This window comes from Marinomonas sp. NPDC078689, from assembly GCF_044542435.1.
In the GTDB taxonomy this organism is placed as follows: domain Bacteria; phylum Pseudomonadota; class Gammaproteobacteria; order Pseudomonadales; family Marinomonadaceae; genus Marinomonas; species Marinomonas arenicola.
The window spans coordinates 27,140-52,444 of sequence record NZ_JBITUJ010000009.1; the positions used below are offsets into that span (position 1 = coordinate 27,140).

At 48.2% G+C, this 25,305-nt stretch carries 21 protein-coding genes; 10 read left to right on the plus strand and 11 right to left on the minus strand.

Translation table 11 applies throughout. The features are described 5' to 3' along the window. Positions 1-939 precede the first annotated feature (939 nt). Positions 940-2,430 (minus strand): cobyric acid synthase, encoded by a 1,491-nt coding sequence (locus ACIGBN_RS14255; RefSeq protein ID WP_396666191.1) that lies wholly within the window; start codon positions 2,428-2,430, stop codon positions 940-942. Between the two features lie 85 nt (positions 2,431-2,515). Here ACIGBN_RS14255 and cbiB point away from each other — a divergent pair, with 85 nt between their 5' ends. The 6 genes from cbiB to ACIGBN_RS14285 all read left to right on the plus strand — a co-directional run bounded on the left by cbiB (position 2,516) and on the right by ACIGBN_RS14285 (position 6,714). After that, on the plus strand, positions 2,516-3,469 hold the full coding sequence (cbiB, locus tag ACIGBN_RS14260) for an adenosylcobinamide-phosphate synthase CbiB (protein ID WP_396666193.1): 954 nt from the start codon (positions 2,516-2,518) through the stop codon (positions 3,467-3,469). Next, positions 3,454-4,512, plus strand: coding sequence for an aminotransferase class I/II-fold pyridoxal phosphate-dependent enzyme (locus ACIGBN_RS14265; protein ID WP_396666195.1), 1,059 nt, complete (start codon positions 3,454-3,456; stop codon positions 4,510-4,512). Before cbiB ends, ACIGBN_RS14265 begins: the two co-directional genes overlap by 16 nt. Beyond that, entirely contained in the window at positions 4,509-5,027 is a 519-nt protein-coding gene (gene cobU / locus ACIGBN_RS14270) for a bifunctional adenosylcobinamide kinase/adenosylcobinamide-phosphate guanylyltransferase (RefSeq protein ID WP_396666197.1), read from the plus strand. Before ACIGBN_RS14265 ends, cobU begins: the two co-directional genes overlap by 4 nt. A gap of 165 nt (positions 5,028-5,192) precedes the next feature. Continuing rightward, positions 5,193-5,687, plus strand: coding sequence for a xanthine phosphoribosyltransferase (gene gpt / locus ACIGBN_RS14275; RefSeq protein ID WP_133002627.1), 495 nt, complete (start codon positions 5,193-5,195; stop codon positions 5,685-5,687). Positions 5,688-5,897: 210 nt separating this feature from the next. Beyond that, positions 5,898-6,371, plus strand: coding sequence for a DUF2914 domain-containing protein (locus tag ACIGBN_RS14280; RefSeq protein WP_396666199.1), 474 nt, complete (start codon positions 5,898-5,900; stop codon positions 6,369-6,371). Positions 6,372-6,381: 10 nt separating this feature from the next. Then, positions 6,382-6,714: a DUF1904 family protein gene (locus ACIGBN_RS14285; protein ID WP_396666201.1), complete on the plus strand. Its 333-nt coding sequence runs from the start codon at positions 6,382-6,384 to the stop codon at positions 6,712-6,714. Positions 6,715-7,833: 1,119 nt separating this feature from the next. On the opposite strand, the gene astB is transcribed toward ACIGBN_RS14285, so the two are convergent. The 4 genes from astB to ACIGBN_RS14305 all read right to left on the minus strand — a co-directional run bounded on the left by astB (position 7,834) and on the right by ACIGBN_RS14305 (position 12,998). Next, positions 7,834-9,180 (minus strand): N-succinylarginine dihydrolase, encoded by a 1,347-nt coding sequence (gene astB, locus ACIGBN_RS14290; protein WP_133002632.1) that lies wholly within the window; start codon positions 9,178-9,180, stop codon positions 7,834-7,836. A gap of 108 nt (positions 9,181-9,288) precedes the next feature. Next, positions 9,289-10,761 carry a succinylglutamate-semialdehyde dehydrogenase gene (gene astD, locus ACIGBN_RS14295; RefSeq protein ID WP_396666203.1) on the minus strand — a complete coding sequence of 491 codons (1,473 nt, stop codon included), beginning with the start codon at positions 10,759-10,761 and terminating at the stop codon, positions 9,289-9,291. A 117-nt stretch (positions 10,762-10,878) separates the two neighbouring features. Further along, complete coding sequence (astA, locus tag ACIGBN_RS14300; RefSeq protein ID WP_341563094.1) at positions 10,879-11,913, minus strand: arginine N-succinyltransferase; 1,035 nt, start codon at positions 11,911-11,913, stop codon at positions 10,879-10,881. 71 nt (positions 11,914-11,984) lie between these two features. Further along, positions 11,985-12,998 carry an arginine N-succinyltransferase gene (locus ACIGBN_RS14305; RefSeq protein ID WP_396666206.1) on the minus strand — a complete coding sequence of 338 codons (1,014 nt, stop codon included), beginning with the start codon at positions 12,996-12,998 and terminating at the stop codon, positions 11,985-11,987. 173 nt (positions 12,999-13,171) lie between these two features. Here ACIGBN_RS14305 and ACIGBN_RS14310 point away from each other — a divergent pair, with 173 nt between their 5' ends. After that, positions 13,172-13,393 (plus strand): DUF1653 domain-containing protein, encoded by a 222-nt coding sequence (locus ACIGBN_RS14310; RefSeq protein ID WP_396666208.1) that lies wholly within the window; start codon positions 13,172-13,174, stop codon positions 13,391-13,393. 22 nt (positions 13,394-13,415) lie between these two features. Here the strand turns inward: ACIGBN_RS14310 and ACIGBN_RS14315 are convergent, their stop codons facing one another. The 4 genes from ACIGBN_RS14315 to ACIGBN_RS14330 form a co-directional block, all read right to left on the minus strand. After that, positions 13,416-14,399, minus strand: a complete 984-nt coding sequence (locus ACIGBN_RS14315; protein ID WP_396666210.1) for a LysR family transcriptional regulator — start codon at positions 14,397-14,399, stop codon at positions 13,416-13,418. 67 nt (positions 14,400-14,466) lie between these two features. After that, positions 14,467-17,544, minus strand: coding sequence for an efflux RND transporter permease subunit (locus tag ACIGBN_RS14320; protein WP_396666212.1), 3,078 nt, complete (start codon positions 17,542-17,544; stop codon positions 14,467-14,469). Next, the gene (locus tag ACIGBN_RS14325) at positions 17,545-18,657 is read right to left on the minus strand and encodes an efflux RND transporter periplasmic adaptor subunit (protein ID WP_396666214.1); all 1,113 of its coding nucleotides are present in this window, start codon (positions 18,655-18,657) and stop codon (positions 17,545-17,547) included. 228 nt (positions 18,658-18,885) lie between these two features. Further along, on the minus strand, positions 18,886-19,791 hold the full coding sequence (locus tag ACIGBN_RS14330) for a LysR family transcriptional regulator (RefSeq protein WP_396666216.1): 906 nt from the start codon (positions 19,789-19,791) through the stop codon (positions 18,886-18,888). A 184-nt stretch (positions 19,792-19,975) separates the two neighbouring features. On the opposite strand from ACIGBN_RS14330, the gene ACIGBN_RS14335 reads away from it, so the two are divergent. Beyond that, positions 19,976-21,466, plus strand: a complete 1,491-nt coding sequence (locus ACIGBN_RS14335) for a CoA-acylating methylmalonate-semialdehyde dehydrogenase (RefSeq protein ID WP_396666218.1) — start codon at positions 19,976-19,978, stop codon at positions 21,464-21,466. A gap of 36 nt (positions 21,467-21,502) precedes the next feature. Here ACIGBN_RS14335 and ACIGBN_RS14340 read toward each other — a convergent pair whose 3' ends face one another. Beyond that, the gene (locus ACIGBN_RS14340) at positions 21,503-22,582 is read right to left on the minus strand and encodes a GGDEF domain-containing protein (RefSeq protein WP_396666220.1); all 1,080 of its coding nucleotides are present in this window, start codon (positions 22,580-22,582) and stop codon (positions 21,503-21,505) included. 265 nt (positions 22,583-22,847) lie between these two features. Between ACIGBN_RS14340 and ACIGBN_RS14345 the strand changes: the two genes are divergently transcribed. Both ACIGBN_RS14345 and ACIGBN_RS14350 read left to right on the plus strand, forming a co-directional pair. Then, a complete protein-coding gene (locus tag ACIGBN_RS14345) occupies positions 22,848-23,462 on the plus strand; it encodes an alpha/beta hydrolase (protein WP_396666222.1) in 615 nt (204 codons plus the stop codon). A gap of 49 nt (positions 23,463-23,511) precedes the next feature. Then, positions 23,512-23,847: a DUF1289 domain-containing protein gene (locus ACIGBN_RS14350; RefSeq protein ID WP_341563082.1), complete on the plus strand. Its 336-nt coding sequence runs from the start codon at positions 23,512-23,514 to the stop codon at positions 23,845-23,847. Here the strand turns inward: ACIGBN_RS14350 and radA are convergent. Then, positions 23,844-25,232 carry a DNA repair protein RadA gene (gene radA / locus ACIGBN_RS14355; RefSeq protein WP_133002645.1) on the minus strand — a complete coding sequence of 463 codons (1,389 nt, stop codon included), beginning with the start codon at positions 25,230-25,232 and terminating at the stop codon, positions 23,844-23,846. The two genes, ACIGBN_RS14350 and radA, sit on opposite strands and share 4 nt — an antisense overlap. Positions 25,233-25,305: the final 73 nt, after the last annotated feature.

Sequence of the window (25,305 nt, forward strand, 5' to 3'; positions counted from 1 at the left end):
CAAATCTCCAGTTATTAGCCTAAAGGCTAACCTACAAGACCCGACACTTAGAATTAACGTGACTCAACCAACTTGCGCTCGCACTTGAACTTGAACTGTCACTTGTAGGTCAGTCTTTAGGCTGATGACCACTGTGCCAATAAAGCCAATCATGCGAGACACGTGCGATTAGAGTGATGCTTTTTTACAACCGAGCGTCACCGGTCATTTGGACTTTAAGCTATGGACTGTCACTTGTAGGCCGTGGCTTTAGCCCGGATGCCACGGAGTTTGGGGATCAGAAGAGCGAGACACGTGTGAGTAGAGTAATGCTATTAATTATATTGCATCACCGATCATTTGGACTTTAACCTATGGTTGGTTTCATCTGTTCATGAGTTACCGGCCTGAAGGCCAGCCCACAAGGGCAAGTACAACTCACATTGCATCACCGGCTATTTCGACTTTAACCTATGGTTGAAACACCGAATCTCCAGTTATTAGCCTAAAGGCTAACCTACAAGACCCGACACTTAGAATTAACATAACTCAACCAACTTGCGCTCGCACTTGAACTTGAACTTGTATGTCAGTCTTTAGGCTGATGACCACTGTGCCAATAAAGCCAATCATGCGAGACACGTGTGATTAGAGTGATGCTTTTTCACAACCGAGCGTCACTTGTCATTTAGACTTTGACCTATGGTTGGTTTCATCTGTTCATGAGTTACTGGCCGCTCTTTTCTAGGTATTCCAGCCCACGAGGGCAAGTACAACTCACATTGCATCACCGGTCATTTGGACTTTAACCCTCGGTTGAAACACCGAATCTCCAGTTATTAGCCTAAAGACTAACCTACAAGACCTGAGACAAAGAGCCTGACACCTGTGGTTAGCGTGACTCTTTTTTATGTATTCCAACCCACGAGGGCAAGCGCTAGGGGTTGTTGATTGTTTTACTTAGTGTTTTTTACACTGTTGAATTAGCCTGTCTATATCCATGTGTGCTTCGGTGCTGTCGGCGAGGCGGTCGATTTCTTGGTCGCGTAGGGCTGTGTAGTCAAATGGCGTGGCGTTTTCTACTCCAGCCCATTTTATGAGTGCGGCGAGGGCGTCTGGGTGGTCGAATAGGCCATGGAGGTAGGTGCCTATGATGGCGTTGTCGGCTGAGACGAAGCCTTCTTGCTGGCCGTTTTCTAGTGTCGCCAGTGGTTGTCTGTCCTGTGTGAAATGCGATACGCCACAATGAATTTCATAGCCCGTGAGTTGAGCGTGTGCTGGCAAGTCATTAGCCTTGTCTAACAACAGCGAGCCTTGGCGTTGTTTCAGCTGTTTGTCTTTTTCCAATACGGTTTCCATGGGAATAAAACCAAAGCCGTTTGATTCTGTGTTTTTCTCATGATTTTCTAAACCGTGCGGATCGAGTAGCTTTTCCCCTAACATCTGGTAGCCGCCACAAATGCCGATGACTTTGCCGCCGTATCTTAGGTGTTTTTGTAAGTAGCCTTCCCAACCTTCTTGGCGCAAAAAAGCCAAATCCGATTGCACGCTTTTGCTGCCTGGCAGTATTACTAAATCCGCTGCGGGTATGGTTTCGTTGGCGCCCACTAAGGTGACTTGCACATCAGGGTGTAAGCGCAGCGCGTCCCAGTCGGTGTGGTTGCTGGTACGCGGCATGACAGGAATAACAACCTGTAATTTGGCTTGAAGGCCTGCTTTTTCTGGGCTTTTTGCCACTGCGTCTTCAGATTCTAAATGGAAGCCCTTTAAGTAAGGTAAAACTCCTAGAACCGGTTTGCCGGTGCGTTCTTCAAGCCAGTCCAATCCAGATTGCAGCAAGCTGATGTCGCCACGAAAGCGGTTAATCACAAAGCCAATGACTCTGTCTTGCTCACTTGGACTAAGCAGATCTAGGGTACCAACAAGGTGCGCAAAAACACCGCCTTTGTCTATGTCGGCAATGATGATGACAGGGCTATCGACGGCTTCGGCAAAGCCCATGTTGGCGATGTCGCGGGCGCGTAGATTAATTTCCGCTGGGCTGCCTGCGCCTTCTATTAATACCGCTTGGTACTGGTCGGCAAGGCGATGGTAGGACTCAAGTGCGGCTATTTTGGCGATGCTTTTGTATTCGTGGTAACCCACGGCGTTCATGTTACCGATGGCTTTGCCTTGAATGATAACTTGCGCGCCTGTGTCTGTGTTGGGCTTAAGAAGAATCGGGTTCATGTCGACGTGAGGTTCTAGCCCTGCGGCATAAGCTTGCACGGCTTGAGCTCGGCCAATCTCGTTACCATCGGCGGTTACGGCGCTGTTTAACGCCATATTTTGTGGCTTAAATGGCGCCACACTGATGCCTCGGCGTTGGAATAATCGGCACAGGGCGGTGACTAGGGTGCTTTTCCCAGCATCCGACGTCGTTCCTTGAATCATTAAGTTAAAAGCTGGCATGCAAGTCATCACGTATTTGGTCAATTCGGTGGTAGAATTCTACCCGACATTGATGCTTTTTTAAGTGAAAAAAAGACGCTTAACCATGATTACCTCTATTTTTAATGACTCTTTTGAATTTCTGGGCTCGACGGCCACGATGCTGGTGGCCGCCTTGCTGTTGGATCGGCTGCTCGGCGAGCCAAAAAGCTGGCATCCACTGATTTGGTTTGGCCGCTGGGTGGATTATTGCCGACGGACGTTGCAATTGCCGCTTAGCGCAGACGTGTTCAATCAGCGTTTGTTGGGCGTTGCAGCTTGGTGTGCCGCCGTTTTGCCTTGTTTGTTTGTGCTCTTGCTCTGCTATTGGTTGCTTCCCGATTGGCTAGACAGCTTGCTGTCTGTGCTGATTTTGTACTTCTCCATTGGGTGGCAAAGTTTGCGCGAGCACGCTTTAGCCATCGCGACGCCGTTAAGTCTTGGGCAACTTGATGAAGCGCGATTTGCGGTGAGTCGTATTGTTAGCCGTGACACGCAGAATTTAACCGAGTCCGACGTGGCAAAAGCGGGCATTGAATCCGTGTTAGAAAATGGCAGCGATGCGATTTTTGCGCCGATTTTTTGGTTTCTTATCTTGGGTGCGCCTGGCGCTTTGGTGTATCGCTTGGCGAATACCTTAGATGCCATGTGGGGCTATAAAACTCGCGAACTTTTGTATTTTGGTTGGTTTGCTGCGCGCTTTGACGACGTGTTGAATTATCTTCCCGCGCGCTTGGTGGTTTACACCTATGCGGCTTGTGGCAAGTGGACTCAGGCGTTACGCTCGGCAGGTAAAGAAGAAGTGCGCTGGAAAAGCCCCAATGCCGGCCCTGTTATGGCCGCCGGTGCTGGCGCCTTGAATGTGAAGCTGGGTGGTGAAGCGCCGTATTTTGGAAAAATCGAGACACGTCCTGTGCTGGGCGAGGGCGATGCACCGACGCCTTTGCATTTAGAAAAGGCCATTGGATTAGTCGATAAAAGCGTTTATTTATGGGGATTGCTAATATGCATTTTGATTTAGTGCCGCCAAAACACGGTGGCGACTTGGCCTATTGGCAGCGAAAAGTCGGCGCACAGGCGTTGGCTTGGTTAGATCTTTCTTCGGCTTGCAATAGAGAGCCTTGGCCGATTCCTGCTATTGATCCGGCGTTATGGAATGAATTACCAGACCAAGCGGTTTTGATGGCGCAAGCGACCCGTTATTATGGCATGCGCCCTAGTGCGATTGGCGCGGGTTCTCAGCATATTATTGAGTCTTTGCCGGCTTTATTGAGTGAAAAACTGAAGCAGAAAGTCGTTATGGTGCCTCGTATTGGTTATCAGGAACATGCGTTTGCGTGGCAAAAGTGGGGCTATGAAATAGCCTACTACCAGGAGCTAGATGAGCTTTTAGAGCAGACTTGGCAAGTCGCTGTGGTGATACAGCCGAATAATCCGAGTGGCCGCTTGTCTTCTTTGGCGCAATTGCAGGCGGTGTTGAGTAAAGCAGAATCCATGGATGCTTACCTTGTCGTCGATGAAGCCTTTATTGATCCTATGCCTGAAAACAGCTTGTTGACGACTCAGGTGCCTGAATATTGGTCTCCTTCTTTGTTCGTGATGCGCTCAGTAGGTAAGTTTTTTGGCTTGGCTGGCGCGCGCGTTGGCTTTGCATTTTGTGCGACTCGTTGGCAAATTGCGTTGCAAAACCTAATGGGGCCGTGGCCGGTGGCAACACCGAGCTTGTTTTTAGTGGGCGCGGCTTTTGATGATGTCGTCTGGCAAGCGCAAGCGAAGCAAAGTTTAGCCGAGCGACAAGCCCTGTTTATTAACAGGGTCATGCCAAAGCTCAATACGATTTTTGACTCCCAAGACAGCGTGGTTAGTCCTTTGTTTGTGACCTGGCGTTTGGCGAATGCCGCGTATGCGGAGCACGTTTTTGACATGTTGCATTCGGTCGGCGTACATACTCGTCTGGGAGATGGCTGGATTCGAGTGGCGCTGCCTGCAACCGAGGAAATCCCTCGTTTAGACAGAGCCTTAATGGGCTTGTTAAAAACGGCGGGAGGGCGAGAGTTAGCATGAAGCATTTGGTGTTAGGCGGTGTGCGCAGCGGCAAGAGTGCATTTGCAGAAGCGCAAATTGCCGCGCTGGATAAGCCGGTACATTATGTGGCGACGTCTCAGGTTTGGGACGACGAGATGGCGAGTCGAGTAGCCAAACATCAGCAGCGCCGCCCTGATCAATGGCAGTTAATCGAAGAGCCGATTGCCTTGGCCGACACCTTAATACGCTTAAACCACCCTGATCACGCTGTGATTATTGAGTGCGTCTCTTTGTGGATAAGTAATTTATTATGCTTAGAAGACGAGGCTGTTTTTGAGCAAGAAACCCACGCCTTTTTAGACGCCGCTAAAGACTTTTCAGGTGAATTGGTTATTGTGTCAAGCGAGGTCGGGTTGGGCATTATGCCGATGAATAAGCTGGCTAGACGATTTGGTGACGAAATCGGCACAATGAATCAAAAATTAGCAAACTTGACCGAACGGGTAACTTTTGTTGCAGCGGGACTACCAATGCCGCTAAAATCCCCCCTTTAAAATCTGCCTTTGTGTTTTTTGCGTCATTTTCGACTAAAATGCGCGAATATCCCGACACAAGCAAACCTTTCTAGATGCTGCTGAAATGTAAGACGCTGTGATTATCATGGCGGCTTTGAGTATTTAGACCCCCGTTGCGACCGACTATGAGCATAGGAGCTTATGATGACCCCTTATTCGAAAGACTTTCCCGTTTCTTGGGAAGAGCTACACCGAAATGCACGTGCATTGTCTTGGCGTTTGTTAGAACAAGGACCATGGAAAGGCATTATTGCGATTACCCGTGGTGGTTTGGTTCCTGCGGCTATTTTGTGTCGTGAAATGGACATTCGCTTGATCGATACTATTTGTATCGTCAGCTACAGTGGCGATGCCGGTGAAGCCGCGATGAAGCAAGGCGAGTTGAGCGTGCTAAAAGGCGTTGAAGGGGATGGCGAAGGTTTTATTTTGATCGATGATCTGGTGGATACGGGGCGTACGGCGCAAAAAGTACGCGATATGTTGCCAAAAGCGCATTTTGCGACGATTTACGCCAAACCAGCCGGCAAACCGCTGGTGGATACTTTTGTTACCGAAGTGAGCCAAGACACCTGGATTCGCTTTCCGTGGGATATGGAATACACCTTCTCGACACCACTTGCAGATCGTCACGCAAAGTAAGCGATAAGTAAATAATCTAAAACGCTTTGTTCCTATCTGGCGGCTTGCGTAAAATGCCCTTCTAATACAGCGAGACATGTTGCAAATTTATACAAAAGTCTCGCTGTCATTCTTCTCTTAATACGCTATTTTTAAGATAGACATTTCAGTTTGCATAGCGGGTCTTAAAGCCGCTGCGCTTTTCTTTAAAACGCTTTATAGGATTTCACTATGCGCCAACATTTTTTTCGATTTGCTTTAGCGAGCTTATTATCACTTTGCATTGCGGTTCCTGCTTGGGCAGAAGGAACCGTGGCTCGGGCTGTTTTTTCTAACGATGTTATTGACCGTGAACCGATTGACGATATTGGTCAGGTTGTTTATGTAAAATATGGCGAGATACAAAGAGTGTATTTCTTTACCGATTTACGTGGCATGGCGGGTAGCCAAGTGACCCATCGTTGGAAATTAGACGGTGACGTGATGGCGGATATTTCGTTTGATATCGGTGGCGATCGCTGGCGTGTTTGGTCAAGCAAACGTTTAATGCCAGGGTTTGATGGAACTTGGACCGCAGAAGTCGTGCAAAATGGTAAGGTGATTGACTCTCGCTCGTTTCGTTATATAGACGAAGACGATGACAGCAGCAGCTCTGCTATGGAAACACCTGATCCCGCTATTAACACAACAGAGACAACGCAGTAGGTTTGTAATTATGCCGCATATACGAGTACGTGGGCTGCCATTTGAAGACCTTGAATCCATCGGAGACATTCTGGTGGAAAACTTGGCAGAGATCACAGACACACCAAACTCACATTTTACCCTTGAGTTTCAAGCAACGACCTATCTAGTTGTAGGAGGCGCTTCTCCGGCGTATCCATTTTTTGAAGTCTTGTGGTTTGACCGTGGCGACGAAGTGAAAGCGAAAGTCGCCCGCGCAATTGAAGATCTAACAAGACCACTGGTAGAAAGCGGCCAAGACATTACCGTATTGTTCCGCGATTTACAGGGCAAAGACTACTACGAAAACGGCGAGCATTTTTAGCAAATAACAGTCCGCGTAAGCCAGATTCCCGTCGTGCCTCCCTCCATGCCGGCCTACGATTATTTAGACTTTAACTGATAGGCTAGGTCTTGTGGGCCGTGGCTTTAGCTCGATTGCCACTGTGCTAATAAAGCCAATCATACGAGACACCTGTGATTAACATGACTCTTTTTCACAACCGAGCGTCACTTGTCATTTCGACTTTAACCTATGGTTGAAACACCAAATCTCCAGTTACCGGCCTGAAGGCCAGCCCACAAGGGCTTGGTGGCATCAAATGGTCTTGTACTTGTAGGCCGTGGCTTTAGCCCGGATGCCACTGTGCTAATAAAATCAATCATACGAGACACCTGTGACTAGAGTGATGCCAGATCTTGTAGGTCAGTCTTTAGGCTGATGACCACTGTGGTAATAAAGCCAATCATGCGAGACACCTGTGACTAGAGTGATTTCTTTTGGTCAGATAACATCACCGATCATTTGGACTTTAAGCTATGGTTGAAACACCGAATCTCCAGTTATTAGCCTAAAGACTAACCTACAAGACCTGAGGTAAAGTGCCAGACACCTGTGATTTATATGACTCTTTTTTAACAAAAAAACATCATCAACTATTTCGACTTTAACCCTCGGTTGAAACACCAAATCTCCAGTTACCGGCCTGAAGGCCAGCCCACAAGGGCTTGGTGGAACCAAATGGTCTTTCACTTGTAGGTCAGCCTTTAGGCTGATGACCACTGTGCCAATAAAGCCAATCAGACGAGACACGTGCGATTAGAGTGATGCTTTTTTACAACCGAGCGTCACCGATCATTTGGACTTTAAGCTATGGTTGAAACACCAAATCTCCAGTTATTAGCCTAAAGACTAACCTACAAAATCTGAGATAAAGTGCCAGACACGTGTGATTTATACGACTCTTTTTTAACAAACAAAACATCACCGGCCATTTCGACTTTAACCCTCGGTTGAAACACCGAATCTCCAGTTATTAGTCTAAAGACTAACCTACAAGACCTGAGATAAAGTGCCTGATATGTGTGATTAGGGGGGGGGGGGGCAAAAAAAGGCTACCCCAAAAAGGGCAGCCTAAGGTTGGTATATCTGGTTCGGTTTTGTTTACTTCTGAAACTCGTAGACTGATCCCAAGTCTAAGATCTTAGTCAGTTCATCCAGTGCGGTGCGGCTTTCGATGAGCAGTTGTGGGTCGGCGAGGTCTGCTTCGTGCAATGTGTCGCGGTAGTGTGCGTCTACCCAGGTGTTCAATCGGCCGAACAGTGTGTCGTTCATCAAGGTGGCTGGGTTGAGTGCGGCTTTTTCGGCTTGTGTCAGCGCGACACGAAGACGCAAGCAAGCGGGTCCACCACCGTTGCTCATGCTTTGTTTTAGGTCGAATACTTTGACTTCTGTGATCGGCGAATGACCTGCCACTAGACTATTCAAATACGCCCACACGGCTGGGTTGTTCTCACATTCCCCTGGTACGACCAGTACCATGTCGTTGTCGCCACGGCTTAATAGTTGGCTGTTAAACAAGTAGGATTGAATACAATCTTGCACAGAGACAGCGTCAGTTGGCACTTCAATCAGGTGAAACTGTGACGCACGATCGCCCCACGCAGCCAACAAGTCTTGTTTCATTTTGGCGGTATCGAGAAAGGCTTCTTGATGGTAAAAATGCGCATTGCGGTTGCCAACGGCGATGACGTCGTTGTGGAATACGCCAGCGTCTATCACGTCAGGGTTTTGTTGCGCATAGACCACTTGTGATGGGGTTAAACCATGGCTGCGCGCCACAGCTTGAGACGCTTCTAAGGTATGACGCGCTGGAAATTTCGCAGGACGTGGCGATGACATATCAAACGCCGACATGCCATAGACGAAAAATTCGATGCCTTGTTCGTTGTATTGGTCACAGAAGCGAGTGTGATTGGCGGCGCCTTCGTCTCCAAAATGATCGACACTTGGCAATGCTGAATGATGGGCAAAGTGTTTTTCGTCTTTGAAAGTCGCTTTTAAAATCGCGCCTGTGGTTTCGTGTTCGATCGAGCGATGAAACTTATTCACCAAATTAGCGGGGGTAAAATGCACGCGGCCATCTTGAGTGTCGCCACTTGGGGATACAGTGGCGGCGTTGGCCGTCCACATGCAAGACGCAGAGCTAACGGCGGCAAGTATTTTGGGGGCTTGTTTGGCTGCTTGTGCCAAAATGTCAGCATCTGAGCCAGAAAATCCAAGGCGACGTAAACTTGGGATATGTGGTCGCTCATGAGGCGCTAGTACCCCTTGAACGAAGCCCAGATCCGCCAAGGCTTTCATTTTTACCAAGCCTTGTTTGGCCGCGGCTTTCGGATTGGAAGGGCGCGCTGAGTTGTTTAAAGACGCGACATTACCAAAAGAAAGGCCGCTGTAGTTATGGGTCGGTCCCACTAAGCCATCAAAATTGGCTTCTGTCGCATTGTTCATGATTACCTCGATGTTCTGAATTCTGTATGGTTATCTTATTGCTAAGCGCTGCTGTCGCGCTCTTTGTGAATAGAGCGCGACTTGAAAGGCCGCTGGTTTATTGATCGTTTACAGCGTTAAGCCTGGGCCTAACTTTTCTGGCATGCATAGGCTGTCCGCTTCGATGCTCGCAACAGGGTAAGCACAGTAGTCAGCCGCGTAGTAAGCGCTCGCTCTGTGGTTGCCGCTGGCGCCAGTACCACCAAAAGGTGCCGCACTAGAGGCGCCGGTTGTTTGGCGGTTCCAGTTAATGATGCCGGCACGACTGTGTTGTAAGAACCACTCATACTCGCTTTTCTCATCAGACAAGATGCCTGCCGATAAACCGAAGCTGGTGTTGTTGGCCACTTGCATGGCTTGGTCTAATGAGTCGTAGCGCACAACGGTCAGCAGTGGGCCAAAGTACTCTTGGTCTGGCAAAGCATCTAGCATGTCAGTGGCATCGACAATGCCTGGTGTGACAAAGCCTGTGTTAGCGTCGCCGCGAGTCATTTCAAGCAGCGGTTTGGCGCCGAGTCCAACAAGTTTGTTGTAAGCTTGCAGCAAGCCATCGGCCGCTTGAGCGGAGACGATTGGTCCCATGAATGGAGCCTCTTCTGCGTCAAAACGATCAATGCGTAGGGCTTTGGTCGCAACGATAAGCTTTTCTAGAATCGCATCGCCGACGCGGCCTTTTGGTAACAATAAACGACGTGCACAGGTGCAACGTTGTCCGGCTGAAATAAACGCAGATTGGATGATTTCATGCACAGCCGCGCGTTGATCTGCGATGTTTTCTGAGACCAATAACGGGTTGTTACCCCCCATTTCTAACGCAAGAATTTTACCTGGATGGCCGGCAAAATCTTTGTGCAGTATATGGCCGACTTGTGGACTACCAGTGAAGAATAGGCCATTGATACCTTGATGATTGGCCAGCGCCACGCCAGTGGCGCGTTCACCTTGAACCATATTGACCACACCAGCAGGAAGACCGGCTTTTTCCCACAATTGAATGATTAAATCCGACGTGGCAGGGGCTTGTTCGCTTGGTTTAAAAACCAAGGTGTTACCCGCGATAAGCGCAGGTACTATGTGGCCGTTTGGCAAATGACCTGGGAAGTTGTAAGGCCCAAACACCGCCACAACGCCGTGTGGACGATGGCGTAAACGAGCTGTTGCGCCTGGCATTGGTGAGCTTTTTTCACCAGTGCGCTCGTCGTAGGCTTTTTGAGAGATGGCTACTTTACCGACCATAGCGGCGGCTTCGGTGCGAGTTTCCCAAATAGGCTTGCCAGTTTCGCGGCTGATCACGGTGGCAATGGCTTCGCTGTTTTCTTTTACCAGCGCGGCAAAGGCTTCAATGATGGCAATGCGTTCTGCTCGAGGGCGATTTGCCCAAGCAGGAAAAGCGTTGCGTGCCGCAGTAATGGCTTGATCCACTTGGCTTTCGCTGGCGCTGTTGGCTTCCCAAACTAGGCTAGCATCGGCAGGGTCGATAGAGCGAGACAGCGGGCCTTCGCCTTGAATCCATTGTCCATTGATGTAATGAGCTTGTTTCATGTGTGCTCCTCTTATTGAGTAGACTGTGTCTTTGCCATCATGGTCCGATGGCCTAGTGTGTTTGTGGTCGCTTTTGCATTGTCTTTTGTTAAGCGGTTTGTCGCGCCATTCTGCGTTTTAGTGAGGCGACAATTCGACAACGCGCACGGGTTCTTTATTAGAAACCGCAAGATGCTCAGCTTCTTCCTGAGTCAGCGTCATAGCGCTGCCAGGTGGGGTTGAGCGTTGAATCATGATGCAGCGGAAATCTTTCACCTTGGCATTTGAAACCAAATAATGAACGCCTTCCCCTGCGCCTTTTGGCTCGCCAATACTGGCAAGACAGAGACGACTGTCGCGAACCGCTCGAATGTCTTGTACGCGGGCTTCAATGGTCGGTCCGCCGTCGAAAATATCGACGTAATTTTCATAGCGGAAGCCTTCTTGCTCTAGCAAACGACGCGCTGGAACCGTGTTTTTATGAACTTGACCCAGCACGTCGCGGGCTTCTTGGCTGAGCAAGTTGACGTAAACAGGGTTGTTCGGCATCAATTCAGCAATAAACTGTTTACTGCCAAGGCTGGTTAGCTCGTCGGCACGATCAAAGTCGATGGAGAAAAAGTGACGACCTAGGCTTTCCCAGAAAGGTGACACGCCGTTTTCATCGCTGACGCCACGCATTTCTGCGAAAATTTTGTCGGTAAAACGCTCAGGGAATTGTGCCAAAAACATAAAACGCGACTTAGACAAAAGTTGTCCGTTTTTAGAGTGTCGGTAGCCTTCTTCTAAAAACAAGGTGCAGACTTCACTGCAGCCGGTGTAGTCATTGTTTAGTACTAGGGTTGGCATGATGTTGTGCACGCCAAGCTCACGAGAAGAATGTGTGATGGTACCCACGTGGTAACTGTAGAAGGGTTCATCTAAGCCCACGGCTGCTAGCAAACCGGTCGTGCCTACGATATCCCCTGTATCCGTGTCTTCCAACACCATTAGGTAATCTTCAAGGCCAGGTTTTTCGACGGTTTCTTTAGCAAAAGAGCGCGTTGCCGAGTCTATTTTGCGTTGTAAAATAGCTTCGTCGGCCACTAAAGAGGTAAAGCCAACCCCGGTTTTTTCTGCAAGCCGATAGAGGGATGCATGATCCTCTTGGCGAATTGGGCGGATGACCATCATGATAAAAATCCTCTTAAAAATATCTTCATACCAGCTCAGGCATTACTGCATGTCGTTGAAGTAAGTTGTTATTAAAGTAAAACCCACTGAATGCGGCTGCCAGAAGAGATCTGTAAGCGTTCTTGGGTGTCTTTTTCTATGGCGAGCCCCGCAACTTGCGGCTCAGCCGTGGCGGTCGTCACTCGAAAATCTTCTAAATGACCGGCCGAAATAAGGTGCGTTTTACCGGTTAGCGTGTCCGGTTGAATCAAGGCTTTGCCAATACGCTGTTGGCTCACTGTGGTTAAGTTTTCTGAGCGCGCTTCAAGCGTTGGCCCAGCGTCAAAAATATCCACGTAACCACGGAACTCGAAGCCTTCTTCAAGCAAGATGTCGGTGCTTTTTTCAGAGTCTTCATGGAGCACACCAATTACTTCTTGCGCCGCTTCTGGCAAGGTAGGAACGTAAATTGGGTAGCGTGGCATCAAGTCGGCAATGAAGTGCTTGTTACTGACGCCTGACAAGTAGTCTGCTTTTTTGAAATCCATGGTAAAAAAGTGTTTACCCAGAGCGTCCCAAAAAGGCGAATAACCATGACGATCGCTTTCGCCTCTTAGTTCCACGAACAGACGCTTGGTAAAGCGCTCAGGATGGCGAGCGATAAAGAGCAGTCTGGCACGAGACAACAGAGCGAGCGCCGTGGCATTTTGATGGGCTTTGTCGACCACGAGAGACATTAGTCGGCTGGTGCCGCTGTAGTCGTGGCAAAGAAATAAAGCAGAAATACGGTTATGGATTTGTAATTGAGGGGATGCGTGAACGACCTCATCAATACGATAACTGTAAAAAGGCGTGTCGATACCGACCATGGCTTCTAAACCGCAGGTTCCGACTATACTGTTTGTGCTGGTATCCACTAAGACAAATAAGTAGGATTCATCACCGGGTTGCACCACATCGGTTTGTAGAGAGCGGCGTGACGAGGCTATTTTGTCATTCAGTCTCTCACGGTTCGCAGGAAAATTTGTCATGCCGATACCCGCTTCCTGAGCTAAGCGCTCTAAAGCAGGAAGGTCACCAAAATCTACGGGGCGTACGAGATACATAAACAAACCTTGTAATATCGATGAGTGACGTGTGGTCTATCACTGGGAATACACATTAGGGGGTTATTATTCCCTAAGTCTAGTTACTTAAATAGAGGCTAAGTTTTCAAATAGCGACCAAGTATTCTGGTTTTTGGTAAAAATAGGTCGATTTTTAATAAAAGGGCTGGTTTATGAAGATGGGAGTCTATCGCCATTATAAAGGGGCGAAGTATTGGGTTGAGCGTGTAGTGACTCACAGCGAGACAGAAGAAAAACTGGTTATTTACCAAGCTTTGTACGGTGAATTCGGCTGGTGGGCACGCCCACTGAGTATGTTTTCCGAGCAGGTAGAAATAGGAGGAGAAAGTATTCCGCGTTTTGAATGGCTAAGAGCAGAGAAAAACGCAGAATAATCGTTAAGATGCATTCGCCTATTTATTCAGGCGTGTGCATCCAAGGGGACTCTCGCATAAAACGAATAATATTCTCACGTAACCAGCGATGGGCGAGGTCGTTGTGTGAACGTTCATGCCAAAAAATATGAATCGGGTGGCGGCCCTTGTATTCATCGACCTCAATGACTTCTTTAGGGATAGGCAAGACTTTTACCGTACAGAAGTTTTCTTTTTCACACATCATAGTCGAAAACAAATCACCAATAGAGCGAGAAGCCACTAAGGCCATGCCACGTTTGATGGCTTGCATGGTGACCATAAGGCTGTCTGTTTCTAAGGCTGGTTCTATGTCGTAGCCCAGCTTTTTGAGCTTATTAGCGGTGTTTTGAAAGCTCGAATCTTGATGATTACGTAAGTGATGGGTGACGGTTTTATGGGCTAGCAACTCTTCAAGAGAAATGTCGTCTTGATGAAACAATGGGTGCGCTTCGCTTAATACGATGCAAGCTTCCATATAGCCAATGAGTTTGCTGCGAATGTTGCCCGGTGTTTGATTGATCCGCATGATGCCAAGGTCGGCGTTGCCAGACATTAAATCTTCGAATTGGGATTCTTCCCCCCAGCCACTGATCGACAAGCGTGAATCAGGTGCTTCTTTGTGTACTGAGGCCAATAATGGGTCGATAAAACTTTCTAAATCCCCTTCGTCAACGCGTATGCGAAAGCGGCGTTGGAGGTTTTTTAAGTCCAAGACACTGGGTGCCATCAACTCAGATAAAGAGCTTAAAATAGGCTGAATCTGGTTGTTGAGTTCGGTGGCTTTAGCGGTTGGGCTTAAACCATAGGCTTGGCGGGTAAAGAGAGCATCCTTAAATAAGTCGCGTAATTTCTGCAGACTTTTACTTAAGGCAGGCTGTGTGACACCAAGGCGATCGGCTGCGCGCGATACGCTGCCTTCTTCCATGATGGTGACAAAGGCCACCAAGACTTTGATGTCGAGCTTTAGGACGTCATTTAGCTGCATAGTGTTCTCAATCCATTAGAATACGACGTGTGGCAGGCGGTTCGCCCACCACACATAAAGCAGTGCTCTATGATTCGAAATCCGAGCGTTTGCGATATTTTACACGGAACAAAAGCGCATAAAACACAGGAACCGCGATTAAAGTAAGGATTGTGGCAAAGCCCAAACCAAACGAAATCACCACGGCCATGCCTTCGAAAAACGCATCATAGAGCAATGGAATCATGCCTAAAATGGTCGTGATTGCGGCCATGCAAACCGGTCTAACGCGACTGACTGACGAAATAAAGATGGCTTCATAGAGTTCTGTGCCTTGCTCTATTTCCACGTTAATCTGATCCGCCAAAACAATGCCGTTTTTGACCACCATGCCGGACAAACTTAAGAAGCCCAGTAAGGCCATAAAGCCAAAGGCGGCATTCATCGCCAACAGTCCCGTAGACACCCCGATCAGTGCCAAGGGCACACAGAACCAGATGGTGAGCGGCACGCGTATCGAATTGAATAGCAGCACAGTGATGATAAACATAAACAAATACCCCATTGGCAAGGCCTTAAAGATATTGGCTTGAGCATCGGTACTGCTTTCGTATTCACCCCCCCATTCTAAGGCGTAGCCCGGTGGCAATTTAATCGCTTCTACTGCGCCACGTATGCGTCCGAAAACAGCCATGGCGGTTTCGTCATTCAAAATATTTGGGTCAGCCATCACTGTGATGGTGCGTTTTCGATCACGGCGTTCGATGATTGGGTTTTCCCAAACGGTTTCAAAGCCAGACACCAAGGTCGACAAGGTGACATAGGAACCAGACGCTGGGCTGTAAATTTGCAGATCACGGATCTGATCAATCGACACGCGCTCGCTTAGTGGCGCGCGTTGCACAATCGGTAAAAGGTCTGTGCCTTCGCGGTACAAGCCGATTTGTGATCCACTGAAATTAGTGAGCAGCACGTCATCTAGATCGGTTTTACTGATCCCTAAGCGTCGTGCTTGGGCGTCGTTAAACAGCGGGCGCAATACTTTTACCGGTTGGCGCCAATCGTCTTTGATGTTTTCTAAACCACCATCTTGACGATAGATTTCTTTGATCTGGGCGCTGTACTGACGCAACAAGACAGGGTCTGGTCCACTGATACGAGCTTCAACTTTAGCGCCACTGGATGGCCCAAGCTGCAAGCGTTCTAGTTTCACTTCGAGTCCAGGGTATTGCTCTTTCATCTGGTAATACAGATCTTTGAGTAAGCCTGGAATGTCTTCTTTGCTCTTAGTGCGGATAATAAACTGAGCGTAACTGGAGTTAGCCTGTTCAGCGGTATACGTCAGCATAAAGCGCAACATGCCTTGCCCAGTGGACGATGCAACATACTCAATACGCTTGTCTTTTAGTAACTTGCCTTCAATGGATCGAACCGTTTTATAGGTGTCGTCAATGTGCGTTCCTTCTGGCATCTGTATGTCCATATAGAACATAGGCGTAGACGACGGCGGAAAGAAGGATTGTTTAACAAACTGAAAAGCCCAACCTGCGGTCAATAAACCGACGATTAAGAGCGCCACAGTAATCCAGCGAAAATGCAGGGCTTTGTCGAGCAGCCATTTGTAGCCAGCAAACAAAAAGCCTTTATACGGATCTTCACCGGCGTCGTCTGTGCCCGCGGTAATGCTTTCCTTAAAGAATAAGTCACAAAAGAAAGGTGTTAGGGTAATGGCGGTAATCCAGCTTAGAAGTAGGGAAATCATCAGCACATAAAACAATGAACCCACAAATTCACCCACCGCATCCGGCGATAGGCCGATTGGCGCAAAGGCGGTAACGGCAATGACAGTGGCGCCGAGTAATGGCCATTTTGTTTGTTTGACAACAGCGCTGGCGGCGTCGAGCTTTGTCATGCCTCGCTTGAGGCCGATTAAGACGCCTTCGGTAACCACGATGGCGTTATCTACCAGCATGCCGAGGGCGATGATCAAGCCCCCCAAGGAAATACGCTGCAAGTTGATGCTGAAGTAATCCATGACAATAAAGGTGCCGAGGATGGTCAGCAGCAAAATTAGGCCGATCAGCAAACCTGAGCGAATGCCCATAAAGATCAAGAGCACAAGAATAACGATACCGACCGCTTCCGCTAGGTTCAGCAAGAAGTTGGAAACCGAGCGCTCTACTTCTTTTGATTGGAAGTAAATTGGGTCCATGCTGATGCCGACCGGCTGTTGATAGGTCAACTCATTAATGCGTTTTTCGAGTGTTTCCCCAACCTTGACCACGTTTACGTTGGCGGAGAAGGAGATGCCCAAAAGCAGAGATTTTGCCCCATTGAAGTCCACTATGTGGGTTTCAGGGTCCACGTATTCACGCTTGATGGTGGCCACGTCTTTTAGGCGAATAAGCTTGCCATTGATCGGCGTACCAACGATGAGGTTTTCCAATTCAGAGATGTCTTTGAATTCCCCCGTTGGGTTGATGCGAATGTATTCGCTGCCCACCTTAACCTTGCCCGCGTTAGACACATTGTTCTGGTTTTGCAGGAGCGATTGCAGTTGGCTTGGCGCTATGCCCATATTGGCTAATTTGGCGCGCGAGATCTCAATGGTGACCTGCTCATCTTGCTCCGCTGCTACGGTGACTTTGGCGATGCCATCGACCAGAACCAGCTCTCGTTTTACGTAGTCTACGTAGTTTTTCAGGTCTTTATAGCGATAGCCATCACCATGAACCGCCAGCATGACGCCGTATACATCACCGTAGTCGTCTAGGATGATTGGGCTGCCGACGCCGGTCGGAAAGCTGCCCGCCATGTCGTTGACTTTTTTACGCACTTCGTCCCAAATTTGCTTGAGCTCTTTGGCGCGATATTGGTCTTTAATGGTCAGCGTGATCTGTGAATAGCCCGCCTTTGATAAAGACTTTATTTCGTCCACATAGGGGAGATTTTGTAACTCTTGTTCAATCGGGTAGGTTACTTCCTCTTCGACTTGTTCAGGAGACGCGCCAGGGTAATTGGTGATGATGAGCGCATCTTTAATGGTGAACTCAGGGTCTTCTAGCTGACCAAGGTTGGTGAAAGCAATGGCACCACCGATCAATAGAATCAGTGTGACCATCCAGCTGGTGACTTTTTTCTCAATAAAATAAGCTGCAATATTCACTTATAAGCCCCGCTCACGAGTCCATGGGCGAACTTTTATTGATGTGGTTAAGCCATCCACACCGGCGGCCACAATTTGCTCACCGGATGATAATCCAGAGCGGATTTCAATCATCGAATCCTTCAATGTACCGAGCGTTACCACTCTTTTTGTCACGGTTTGAGTGTCAGGTTGAAAGACCCATACGGTACTTTCCGCTTTGCCTGTTTGGGTGTTTTCGCTTTGTACCACGGCTTCTACTGGCACAATGATGTGCTTGGTAATGCCCAATAATTTACTCAGGTCCATGTCGACATTGGCGGTCATGCCTGGCAACAAGGTGTGCTGGTTGGCGTCGTTACGAATCAGATGAAGCGTTACGTCATAGGCCATAGTGGATGGGTCTGGGGTGGTTTTGTGTTCTTTATAGGTGCCGTGAAAGACTTCATTTGGTGCCACATCAATGACCACATTCGGCTGATAATCCGTCTGTGTGGACTTAATGCTGACCACTAGGCTTTCTGGTACTTGAAACTCAACCTCAAGATTGTCGAGGTCCTGAATATGCATCAAGGTCTGTGTTGCACTGACGTATTGAAAGTTTTCTGTGCTAGTAGAGGAAATAACACCGTCAAAAGGCGCATACAGCTTGGTGTACTTCAGCTGGTTTTTAGCGCTTTCTAATGCATTGTCCGCTTGCGCTAAGGTGGCTTTCGCCTCATCAAATTGCGACTTGCTGGTGGCATTGCGTTTTAGCATGATTTGGATGCGATCAAACTGTGCTTTGGCTAAATCTTGATTGGCTTGTGCCAATTCGACTTGCAGCTTGTAGTCGGTCGGGTCCAGCGCAGCAAGCAATTCGCCTTTTTTCACTCGTTGGCCGTCGACCACATTGAGCTTCATAAGCTGACCGCCAACACGCAGGGCAAGATCGGCGTCTTCACTGGCTTTTAGCTCCGCAGGAAAGCGGCGAATATTGATGGCTTCAGTCGACCCAATGGTGATCAATTTAACAGGTCGAACAACCTCTTTTACCGCGCTTGTGTCCTCATTATCAGCAGAACAGGCGGTTAACAAAAGAGACAACATTAGTATGGCAAGTGTGCCACATTGTTTACGTTTAAAGCGCTTCATTCATTGCTCCGTAAAAACCAAGTAAATATTTCAGATAACTTTATTTTATATCTCTATGGCGCAAGTATAAATTTTCAATTGCATATTAAAGATATGACAAAAAGTGATATCTTGCCGTTAAATTGAGATGGAAAAGTTATGCTTGGAAGAGAGGAGAAAATTGCAGTGTGCTGAACACCAGGTTTTACGGGGCGGTTATCCGTAAAACCTGGTGGTTACTGAGCAAGATTAGGTTTTATCGAGTTGTTCTAAAAAGGTTTCTAGCACTAAGTTTGCCCGTGCGCCTTTTCGGGTAATGGCAGAAAACTGAGTAATGTAGTGGCATTCATCGGGCAAGATGGCGCGCATACGGCCATCCCTTACCCAAAGATCCGCCACATGATCGGGTAAAAAGCCAATATAGCGGCCCGTTAAAATAAGGAAGGAAATGCCTTCGCGGTCGGTGGCGGTCGCACTTGAGGTCAGTGGTTGATGCTGGGCTTTGGTGTCAGGTGTTTGCGCGTAAGCAGGTAATACCGCATCAAAGTCTTTTAATGCGGCTTTACTCAGCTTTTTATCCGCGACATTAAACAGCGGGTGAGAATCGCTGCAATAGAGTTGTGAGCGCTCTTCGTATAACGGACGATATTCCAAACCGCTGAGTATTTTTAAGTCCGGCACGATACCAATATGCAAACGGCCATCGAGTACGCCACGTTCCACATCGGTTGGTGGAATCATGCGGATATTAATGGTGACTTGTGGGCCCTTGTCTTTTAATGAGGCAAGGGCTCGGGTGATTCGGGTGTGAGGCAAGGTGACGAGATTATCGGTGATACCGATATTGAGCTCGCCTTTTAAATGCTGATGAAGCGCATTGATCTGGGTGCGAAAATCTTCCAAAGAAGAGAGCAGTTGCAAGGTGTATTCGTATACTTGGCTGCCTTCGTTGGTTAATGAAAACCCCGATCGCCCCCGCTGGCACAAACGAAATCCCAAGCGTACTTCTAAGTCTGACATGGCGATACTGATGGCGGCGCGGCTAATGTTAAGATCGACTTCTGCCGCAGAGAAACCGCCGCATTCAACCACGGTTTTGAATATTCGTAAAATACGTAAATCGGTATCGCTGACTCGTCCTTGGAACTTGTTCATGGCCGTGCTCTTCTTTAGTAATGCTTATTTTTTTAATGACTCACTTAACTAATCACTTAACTAAAAGTTAATGAAATTGACTTTTATTAATCTATTCTGGTTGGCATAGTGGTGTCAATCTAGCGTGTCGCAAAACGAATAGAGAGACCCAAACACGACTTTAAACTAACTTCACGGAGTGCTCATGGAAACGATCGGACATTTAATCGGTGGTCAACCATCCCACGAAGCGTCACGTACCCAAGACGTATTTAATCCTGCTACTGGTGACGTTGCCAAAAAAGTAGCGATCGCCTCGAAAGCCACGGTTGAAGAGGCGATTGCGGCGGCTAAAGCGGCTTACCCTGCTTGGCGTGAGACGCCACCATTAAAGCGGGCGCGGGTGATGTTTAAATATAAGGCGTTGCTTGAGCAACATGCGGATAAGATCGCGGCTATGATCGGCGCTGAGCATGGCAAGATTTGCCATGATGCCGCTGGTGAACTGCAACGTGGTATCGAAAACGTAGAATACGCGTGTGGTGCTCCTGAGTTACTAAAAGGCGAGTTTTCGAAAAACGTCGGTCCAAACATCGACTCTTGGAGTGAGTTTCAGCCTTTGGGTGTGGTAGCTGGTATTACGCCATTTAACTTCCCTGCGATGGTGCCTTTGTGGATGTTCCCTATGGCCATTGTGTGTGGCAATACCTTTGTGCTTAAACCGTCAGAACGAGACCCAAGCACAGCGCTATTTATCGCCGAGTTATTGCATGAAGCAGGCCTGCCTGCTGGCGTAATGAACGTGGTGAACGGCGATAAAGTGGCCGTGGATACCCTATTGACGTCGAAAGACGTGAAAGCGGTTAGCTTTGTCGGCTCCACACCAATCGCCGAATACATTTATGCCACCGCCAGTGCCAATGGCAAACGTTGTCAAGCGTTAGGGGGCGCGAAAAATCACGCGATTGTGATGCCAGATGCGGACATGGACAACACAGTAAACCAACTGTTGGGCGCTGCGTTTGGTTCTTCTGGTGAGCGTTGTATGGCGCTTTCTGTGGCAGTAGCCGTAGGTAAGGAAGCGGGTGATACCTTGGTCGCCAAAATGAAAGAAGCCATGGCGCCGCTAAAAATTGGTGAATGTTCTGATAAGAGCAATGATTTTGGTCCAGTCATCACTCAAGAGCACAAAGACAAGGTTGTGGGCTTTATTGACAGTGCAGAAGCGCAAGGCGCGACTGTCGTTGTGGATGGCCGTAACCCAGTTGTTGAAGGCTATGAAGGTGGCTTCTTTGTGGGAGCGACCTTGATTGATGGCGTTACTAAGGAAATGGACAGCTATCAGCAGGAAATTTTCGGCCCTGTTTTACAAGTCGTGCGTGTCGATACCATGGAAGAAGCCATGCAATTGATCAATGACCATGAGTATGGCAATGGTACCTGTATCTTTACTCGTGATGGCGAAGCGGCACGTTATTTCTCGGATCATATTGAAGTCGGCATGGTGGGGATCAATGTGCCATTACCTGTGCCTGTGGCCTACCATAGTTTTGGTGGCTGGAAGCGTTCTTTGTTTGGGGATTTACACGCTTATGGCCCAGACGCGGTACGTTTTTACACCAAACGTAAAACCATTACGCAGCGCTGGCCATCGGCTGGTGTGCGCGAAGGTAAGAGCTTTGCTTTTCCTTCTTAATGACTCCCAGGTCTCTTTAGAAGTGGGCAAAAATCGTTAGCAATAGGACAGATTTTTTGCCTTTACTGAGTCCTTTGAATGGTCGCTCACCACCTGGTGGCGGCCATTATTTTTAGCCTGATACAGTAGGCCATCCGTGCGCTTAAACGTTTCTTCTAGAGATTCCCCCTGTTTGGCTTGAACCAACCCAATGCTGCAACTAATCGGAGCGTCCCAATTGGGAATCTGCACGGCTTCTGGCATTTTTGCGCACATGTCTTCTAATCGTTTCTGAATGCTTTCTATGTGGGTGTTTGGCAGAATAAAGAGAAACTCTTCTCCTCCCCAACGACTGCAAATGTCGCTTTCTCGTAAGCTGTTAGACAGGTATTGAGCAATCTTTACGAGTGCTTCATCTCCAGCGTCGTGACCGAGTTCATCATTGATTTGTTTGAAGTTATCCACATCGACCAAGGCAATACAGAATGGGGTAGTGTTGAACTTTTGGCGAGAAAAATAATATTGCAGCATACGCTGTGCAAAGCGACGGTTGAAAAGTTGGGTTAATTCGTCGTGTTCAGCAAGCTGCGAAATTTTTAAAAACTGATTTTCAAATAAGCAGCGCGCAATGGCCGCAATGAGAATAAAAGGGATACTGGCGAAGGTAATATTAAAAATATAAAGCGCTTGATAATGGGGAATGAGCTCAGGCAACTGCACCTTAAAAAGGACAGAAAAAACGCCAAATGCCAGCATATTGAGAATGCCAAGTATGGTTGAGCTAACCACGGGCAATACAGGAACGGCCACAATCAGTAAAGCCATAGGCCACAGGTAATATTGAAAGCCGGCTTCTGCGCCCAATAGTTTGGTGGCTAAAAACGCATGAACAATAATTTCACCACACATGATCGCAGCGGACAAACCATGTTGATGATGTTTGTTAGACCAGAGGGTCGAGAGCCATAGAAAGACACTGAGAACATTAAACCAAGCCAAAATAGGCTGCTCTAAATACGCAAAAAGAGCAATAAATAGGGTATGAACCAAGGTGCCAATGACGGAGGCAGTATTAAAGATAAAAGCTTTTTGCTTTAGGTTATTAGCGAAACTGGTTGAAGCTGGGTGTGTTTTCATTATTTTCCACAGGGCAGCACTGGGGTGACCAAGCACGACCGCTCCTCGCTTTATTTCTAATTACATTGCTAGTAGGGTTTGTTTTAATTTGTAATTGTATGTTAATCAGGCATCAAATAGCCAAATAAAAATCCGTTCCTCAATATTATTTTGAACACTTAATGTACTATTTTGCATTGTTTGCAATGAATTTTTATTCTGGCTGCGTATTTGTTGGCTTGGCTGGTTTTGTAAAATCGGCGTTATTTTATGCATGGGATGTAAGATGAATCATATAAAGCTCAGTATTAACAAGTGGTTAACTCTATCACCTGTACTGCTTGCTCTTTTTTTAGTTGCGTGTTCTGGTCAAGTAACCAAGCCTGAGCCCGTTTCTGCAGAGAACAAGCTGACCCTTTATGTGAAAAATAACACGGCGTATTTATCGGGCATTTTAGAAGCCGATTTGCCGAGTAAGCTAACCAAAATGATTCGTCAGCACCCCAATGTGACCGATATTGTACTGGTGGATGTGCCCGGAACCGATGATCAGCAAGCCACGATGGAAGGAGCGCGGTTAATCCGACGCCTTGGTTTGAACACACATATTGCGGCCACTGGTTATGTATTGTCTGGCGGCGTTGATCTATTCTTAGGGGGGGTGAAGAGAAGCATAGGCGCAGGCGCAGGTGTTGGCGTGCACGCTTGGTCGGATAACGTAGGAACGGTGGCGAATAAGCTCAATAAAATGAACCCAGTGCACGCCACCTATGTGAACTTTTATCTTGAAATGGGCGTTCCTGAGCGTTTCTATTGGTTCTCTATTCAAGCGGCGCCAGCGAGTCGAGTGTATTTTTTATCACCCGAAGAAATGTATGATTATCAGTTAGTGACGGAATAAAATGCTTTAAAACTGGCTATGTTAATGACGCCTTGGCGAAGGAGGGGGTATGGAGCAAATTGAACTGTTCACCATTGAAAACCCTTGTCGCGGCGTGTGTGAAAACAGCGTTAAAGGTTTCTGCAAAGGTTGCTTGCGCAGTCGCGAAGAGCGCTTCCATTGGCATACCTTGTCGAACGAAAGCCGACATCAGGTATTGGAGTTGTGTAAGCAGCGCCGTCAGCGATTATTAAAAGCCCGCCAAGATAGGTTAACACTCGCTTCTTCCAAAGCGCTTCCTTACGGCATGGAAGAAGGCGGCGATCTCGTGCCCAACACAGTGTTAGACGACGAGACGTTTGAGTTAACCAGTGAGCCTTTTTACCCTGACGCTAATGAGTATTAGCGATCAAAAATAGCGTCCAGTGCTTCTGATAAACGTTCTACGCCAATCACTTCCATTCCCGCGATCGGCTTTTTCGGACAATTGGCTTTTGGCACGACGGCCTTGGTAAAGCCATGTTTTGCGGCTTCACTAATGCGTTCTTGCCCAGACGGCACCGGACGAATTTCCCCAGATAACCCCACTTCACCGAGCACCACCAAATTGTGTGGTAAGACTTGGTCCCGAAAGCTTGAAACCACCGCGGCAATGGCGGCTAAATCGGCACTGGTTTCCAGTACTTTCACACCGCCTACTACGTTTAAATACACATCTTGGTCGGACGTTAATAAACCGCCGTGTTTGTGCAACACCGCCAGCAACATGGCAAGTCGATTGTGATCAAAGCCAACGGTGACGCGTCTTGGGTTGCCAAGTGCGGAGTCGTCTACCAGCGCTTGCAGCTCCACCAATAAGGGGCGAGTGCCTTCCCAAACCACCATCACCAAACTGCCAGCAGCAGGATGATTGCTTCGGTTTAAGAAAATAGAACTGGGGTTTTTGACTTCTCTTAAGCCGTTTTCCAGCATGGCAAACACGCCCAGTTCATTGATCGCGCCAAAGCGGTTTTTCATGCCGCGTAAGGTACGAAAGCGCGAGTCTTCAGAGCCTTCGAGCAACACCGAGCAATCCACCATGTGTTCGAGGACTTTAGGCCCTGCCAGCGAACCGTCTTTGGTGACGTGACCAACCAGCAAGACGGCGGTTTGAGTTTGCTTAGCAAAACGCGTTAACACCGCGGCGCTTTCCCTGACTTGAGAGACGCTGCCGGGGGCCGATTCAATGCCATCTAAGTGCATGACCTGAATCGAGTCGATTACCATGACCTTTGGTTTGACTTGTTGCGCAATGGTGAGAATGCTTTCAACATTGGTTTCCGACAGCATTTTTAAGTTTTTTGTCGGCAAACCCAATCGTTGAGCACGCATGGCCACTTGCTGTAGAGACTCTTCACCGGTGACATAAAGCGCGTCTTGCTGTTGAGCAAGCCAGCACATGGTTTGTAATAACAGGGTACTTTTCCCGGCACCTGGATGGCCGCCAATCAGGACCACGCCGCCGGGCACCAAACCACCGCCTAACACGCGGTCAAACTCGTTGGTGCCGGAACTAAAACGTGGCACATCACCAAGGTCGACGTCAGACAGGTCTTGAATCCCCGTCACTGCGCCAGCGTACCCTTGATAACGTGGGTCTTGGTTTGCGGCAACGCGGGCCGACGTTTTGCTTGAGGTTAGGCGGATTTCAGACAGTGAGTTCCACGCACCACAGGCTTGGCATTGGCCTTGCCATTTGGCGTAGTCGGAGCCACATTCATTGCATACAAACGCTGTTTTTGCTTTAGCCATAGGAGTCTTATCTATTCGTAAAGCCCGCCTAATGAGCGGGCTTTGATGTGTTCAAGTATAAAGTGAGAATACC

Coding starts and splice junctions, on each gene's coding strand:
- ACIGBN_RS14315 (WP_396666210.1), bottom strand. CDS start 14,399: ATGCAGCTAAATGACGTCCTAAAGCTCGACATCAAAGTCTTGGTGGCC.
- ACIGBN_RS14310 (WP_396666208.1), top strand. CDS start 13,172: ATGAAGATGGGAGTCTATCGCCATTATAAAGGGGCGAAGTATTGGGTT.
- astB (WP_133002632.1), bottom strand. CDS start 9,180: ATGAACAATGCGACAGAAGCCAATTTTGATGGCTTAGTGGGACCGACC.
- ACIGBN_RS14325 (WP_396666214.1), bottom strand. CDS start 18,657: ATGAAGCGCTTTAAACGTAAACAATGTGGCACACTTGCCATACTAATG.
- ACIGBN_RS14255 (WP_396666191.1), bottom strand. CDS start 2,430: ATGCCAGCTTTTAACTTAATGATTCAAGGAACGACGTCGGATGCTGGG.
- ACIGBN_RS14350 (WP_341563082.1), top strand. CDS start 23,512: ATGGAGCAAATTGAACTGTTCACCATTGAAAACCCTTGTCGCGGCGTG.
- astA (WP_341563094.1), bottom strand. CDS start 11,913: ATGATGGTCATCCGCCCAATTCGCCAAGAGGATCATGCATCCCTCTAT.
- ACIGBN_RS14345 (WP_396666222.1), top strand. CDS start 22,848: ATGAATCATATAAAGCTCAGTATTAACAAGTGGTTAACTCTATCACCT.
- ACIGBN_RS14285 (WP_396666201.1), top strand. CDS start 6,382: ATGCCGCATATACGAGTACGTGGGCTGCCATTTGAAGACCTTGAATCC.
- ACIGBN_RS14340 (WP_396666220.1), bottom strand. CDS start 22,582: ATGAAAACACACCCAGCTTCAACCAGTTTCGCTAATAACCTAAAGCAA.
- cbiB (WP_396666193.1), top strand. CDS start 2,516: ATGATTACCTCTATTTTTAATGACTCTTTTGAATTTCTGGGCTCGACG.
- ACIGBN_RS14305 (WP_396666206.1), bottom strand. CDS start 12,998: ATGTATCTCGTACGCCCCGTAGATTTTGGTGACCTTCCTGCTTTAGAG.
- ACIGBN_RS14335 (WP_396666218.1), top strand. CDS start 19,976: ATGGAAACGATCGGACATTTAATCGGTGGTCAACCATCCCACGAAGCG.
- cobU (WP_396666197.1), top strand. CDS start 4,509: ATGAAGCATTTGGTGTTAGGCGGTGTGCGCAGCGGCAAGAGTGCATTT.
- ACIGBN_RS14265 (WP_396666195.1), top strand. CDS start 3,454: ATGCATTTTGATTTAGTGCCGCCAAAACACGGTGGCGACTTGGCCTAT.
- radA (WP_133002645.1), bottom strand. CDS start 25,232: ATGGCTAAAGCAAAAACAGCGTTTGTATGCAATGAATGTGGCTCCGAC.
- astD (WP_396666203.1), bottom strand. CDS start 10,761: ATGAAACAAGCTCATTACATCAATGGACAATGGATTCAAGGCGAAGGC.
- ACIGBN_RS14280 (WP_396666199.1), top strand. CDS start 5,898: ATGCGCCAACATTTTTTTCGATTTGCTTTAGCGAGCTTATTATCACTT.
- ACIGBN_RS14330 (WP_396666216.1), bottom strand. CDS start 19,791: ATGAACAAGTTCCAAGGACGAGTCAGCGATACCGATTTACGTATTTTA.
- gpt (WP_133002627.1), top strand. CDS start 5,193: ATGACCCCTTATTCGAAAGACTTTCCCGTTTCTTGGGAAGAGCTACAC.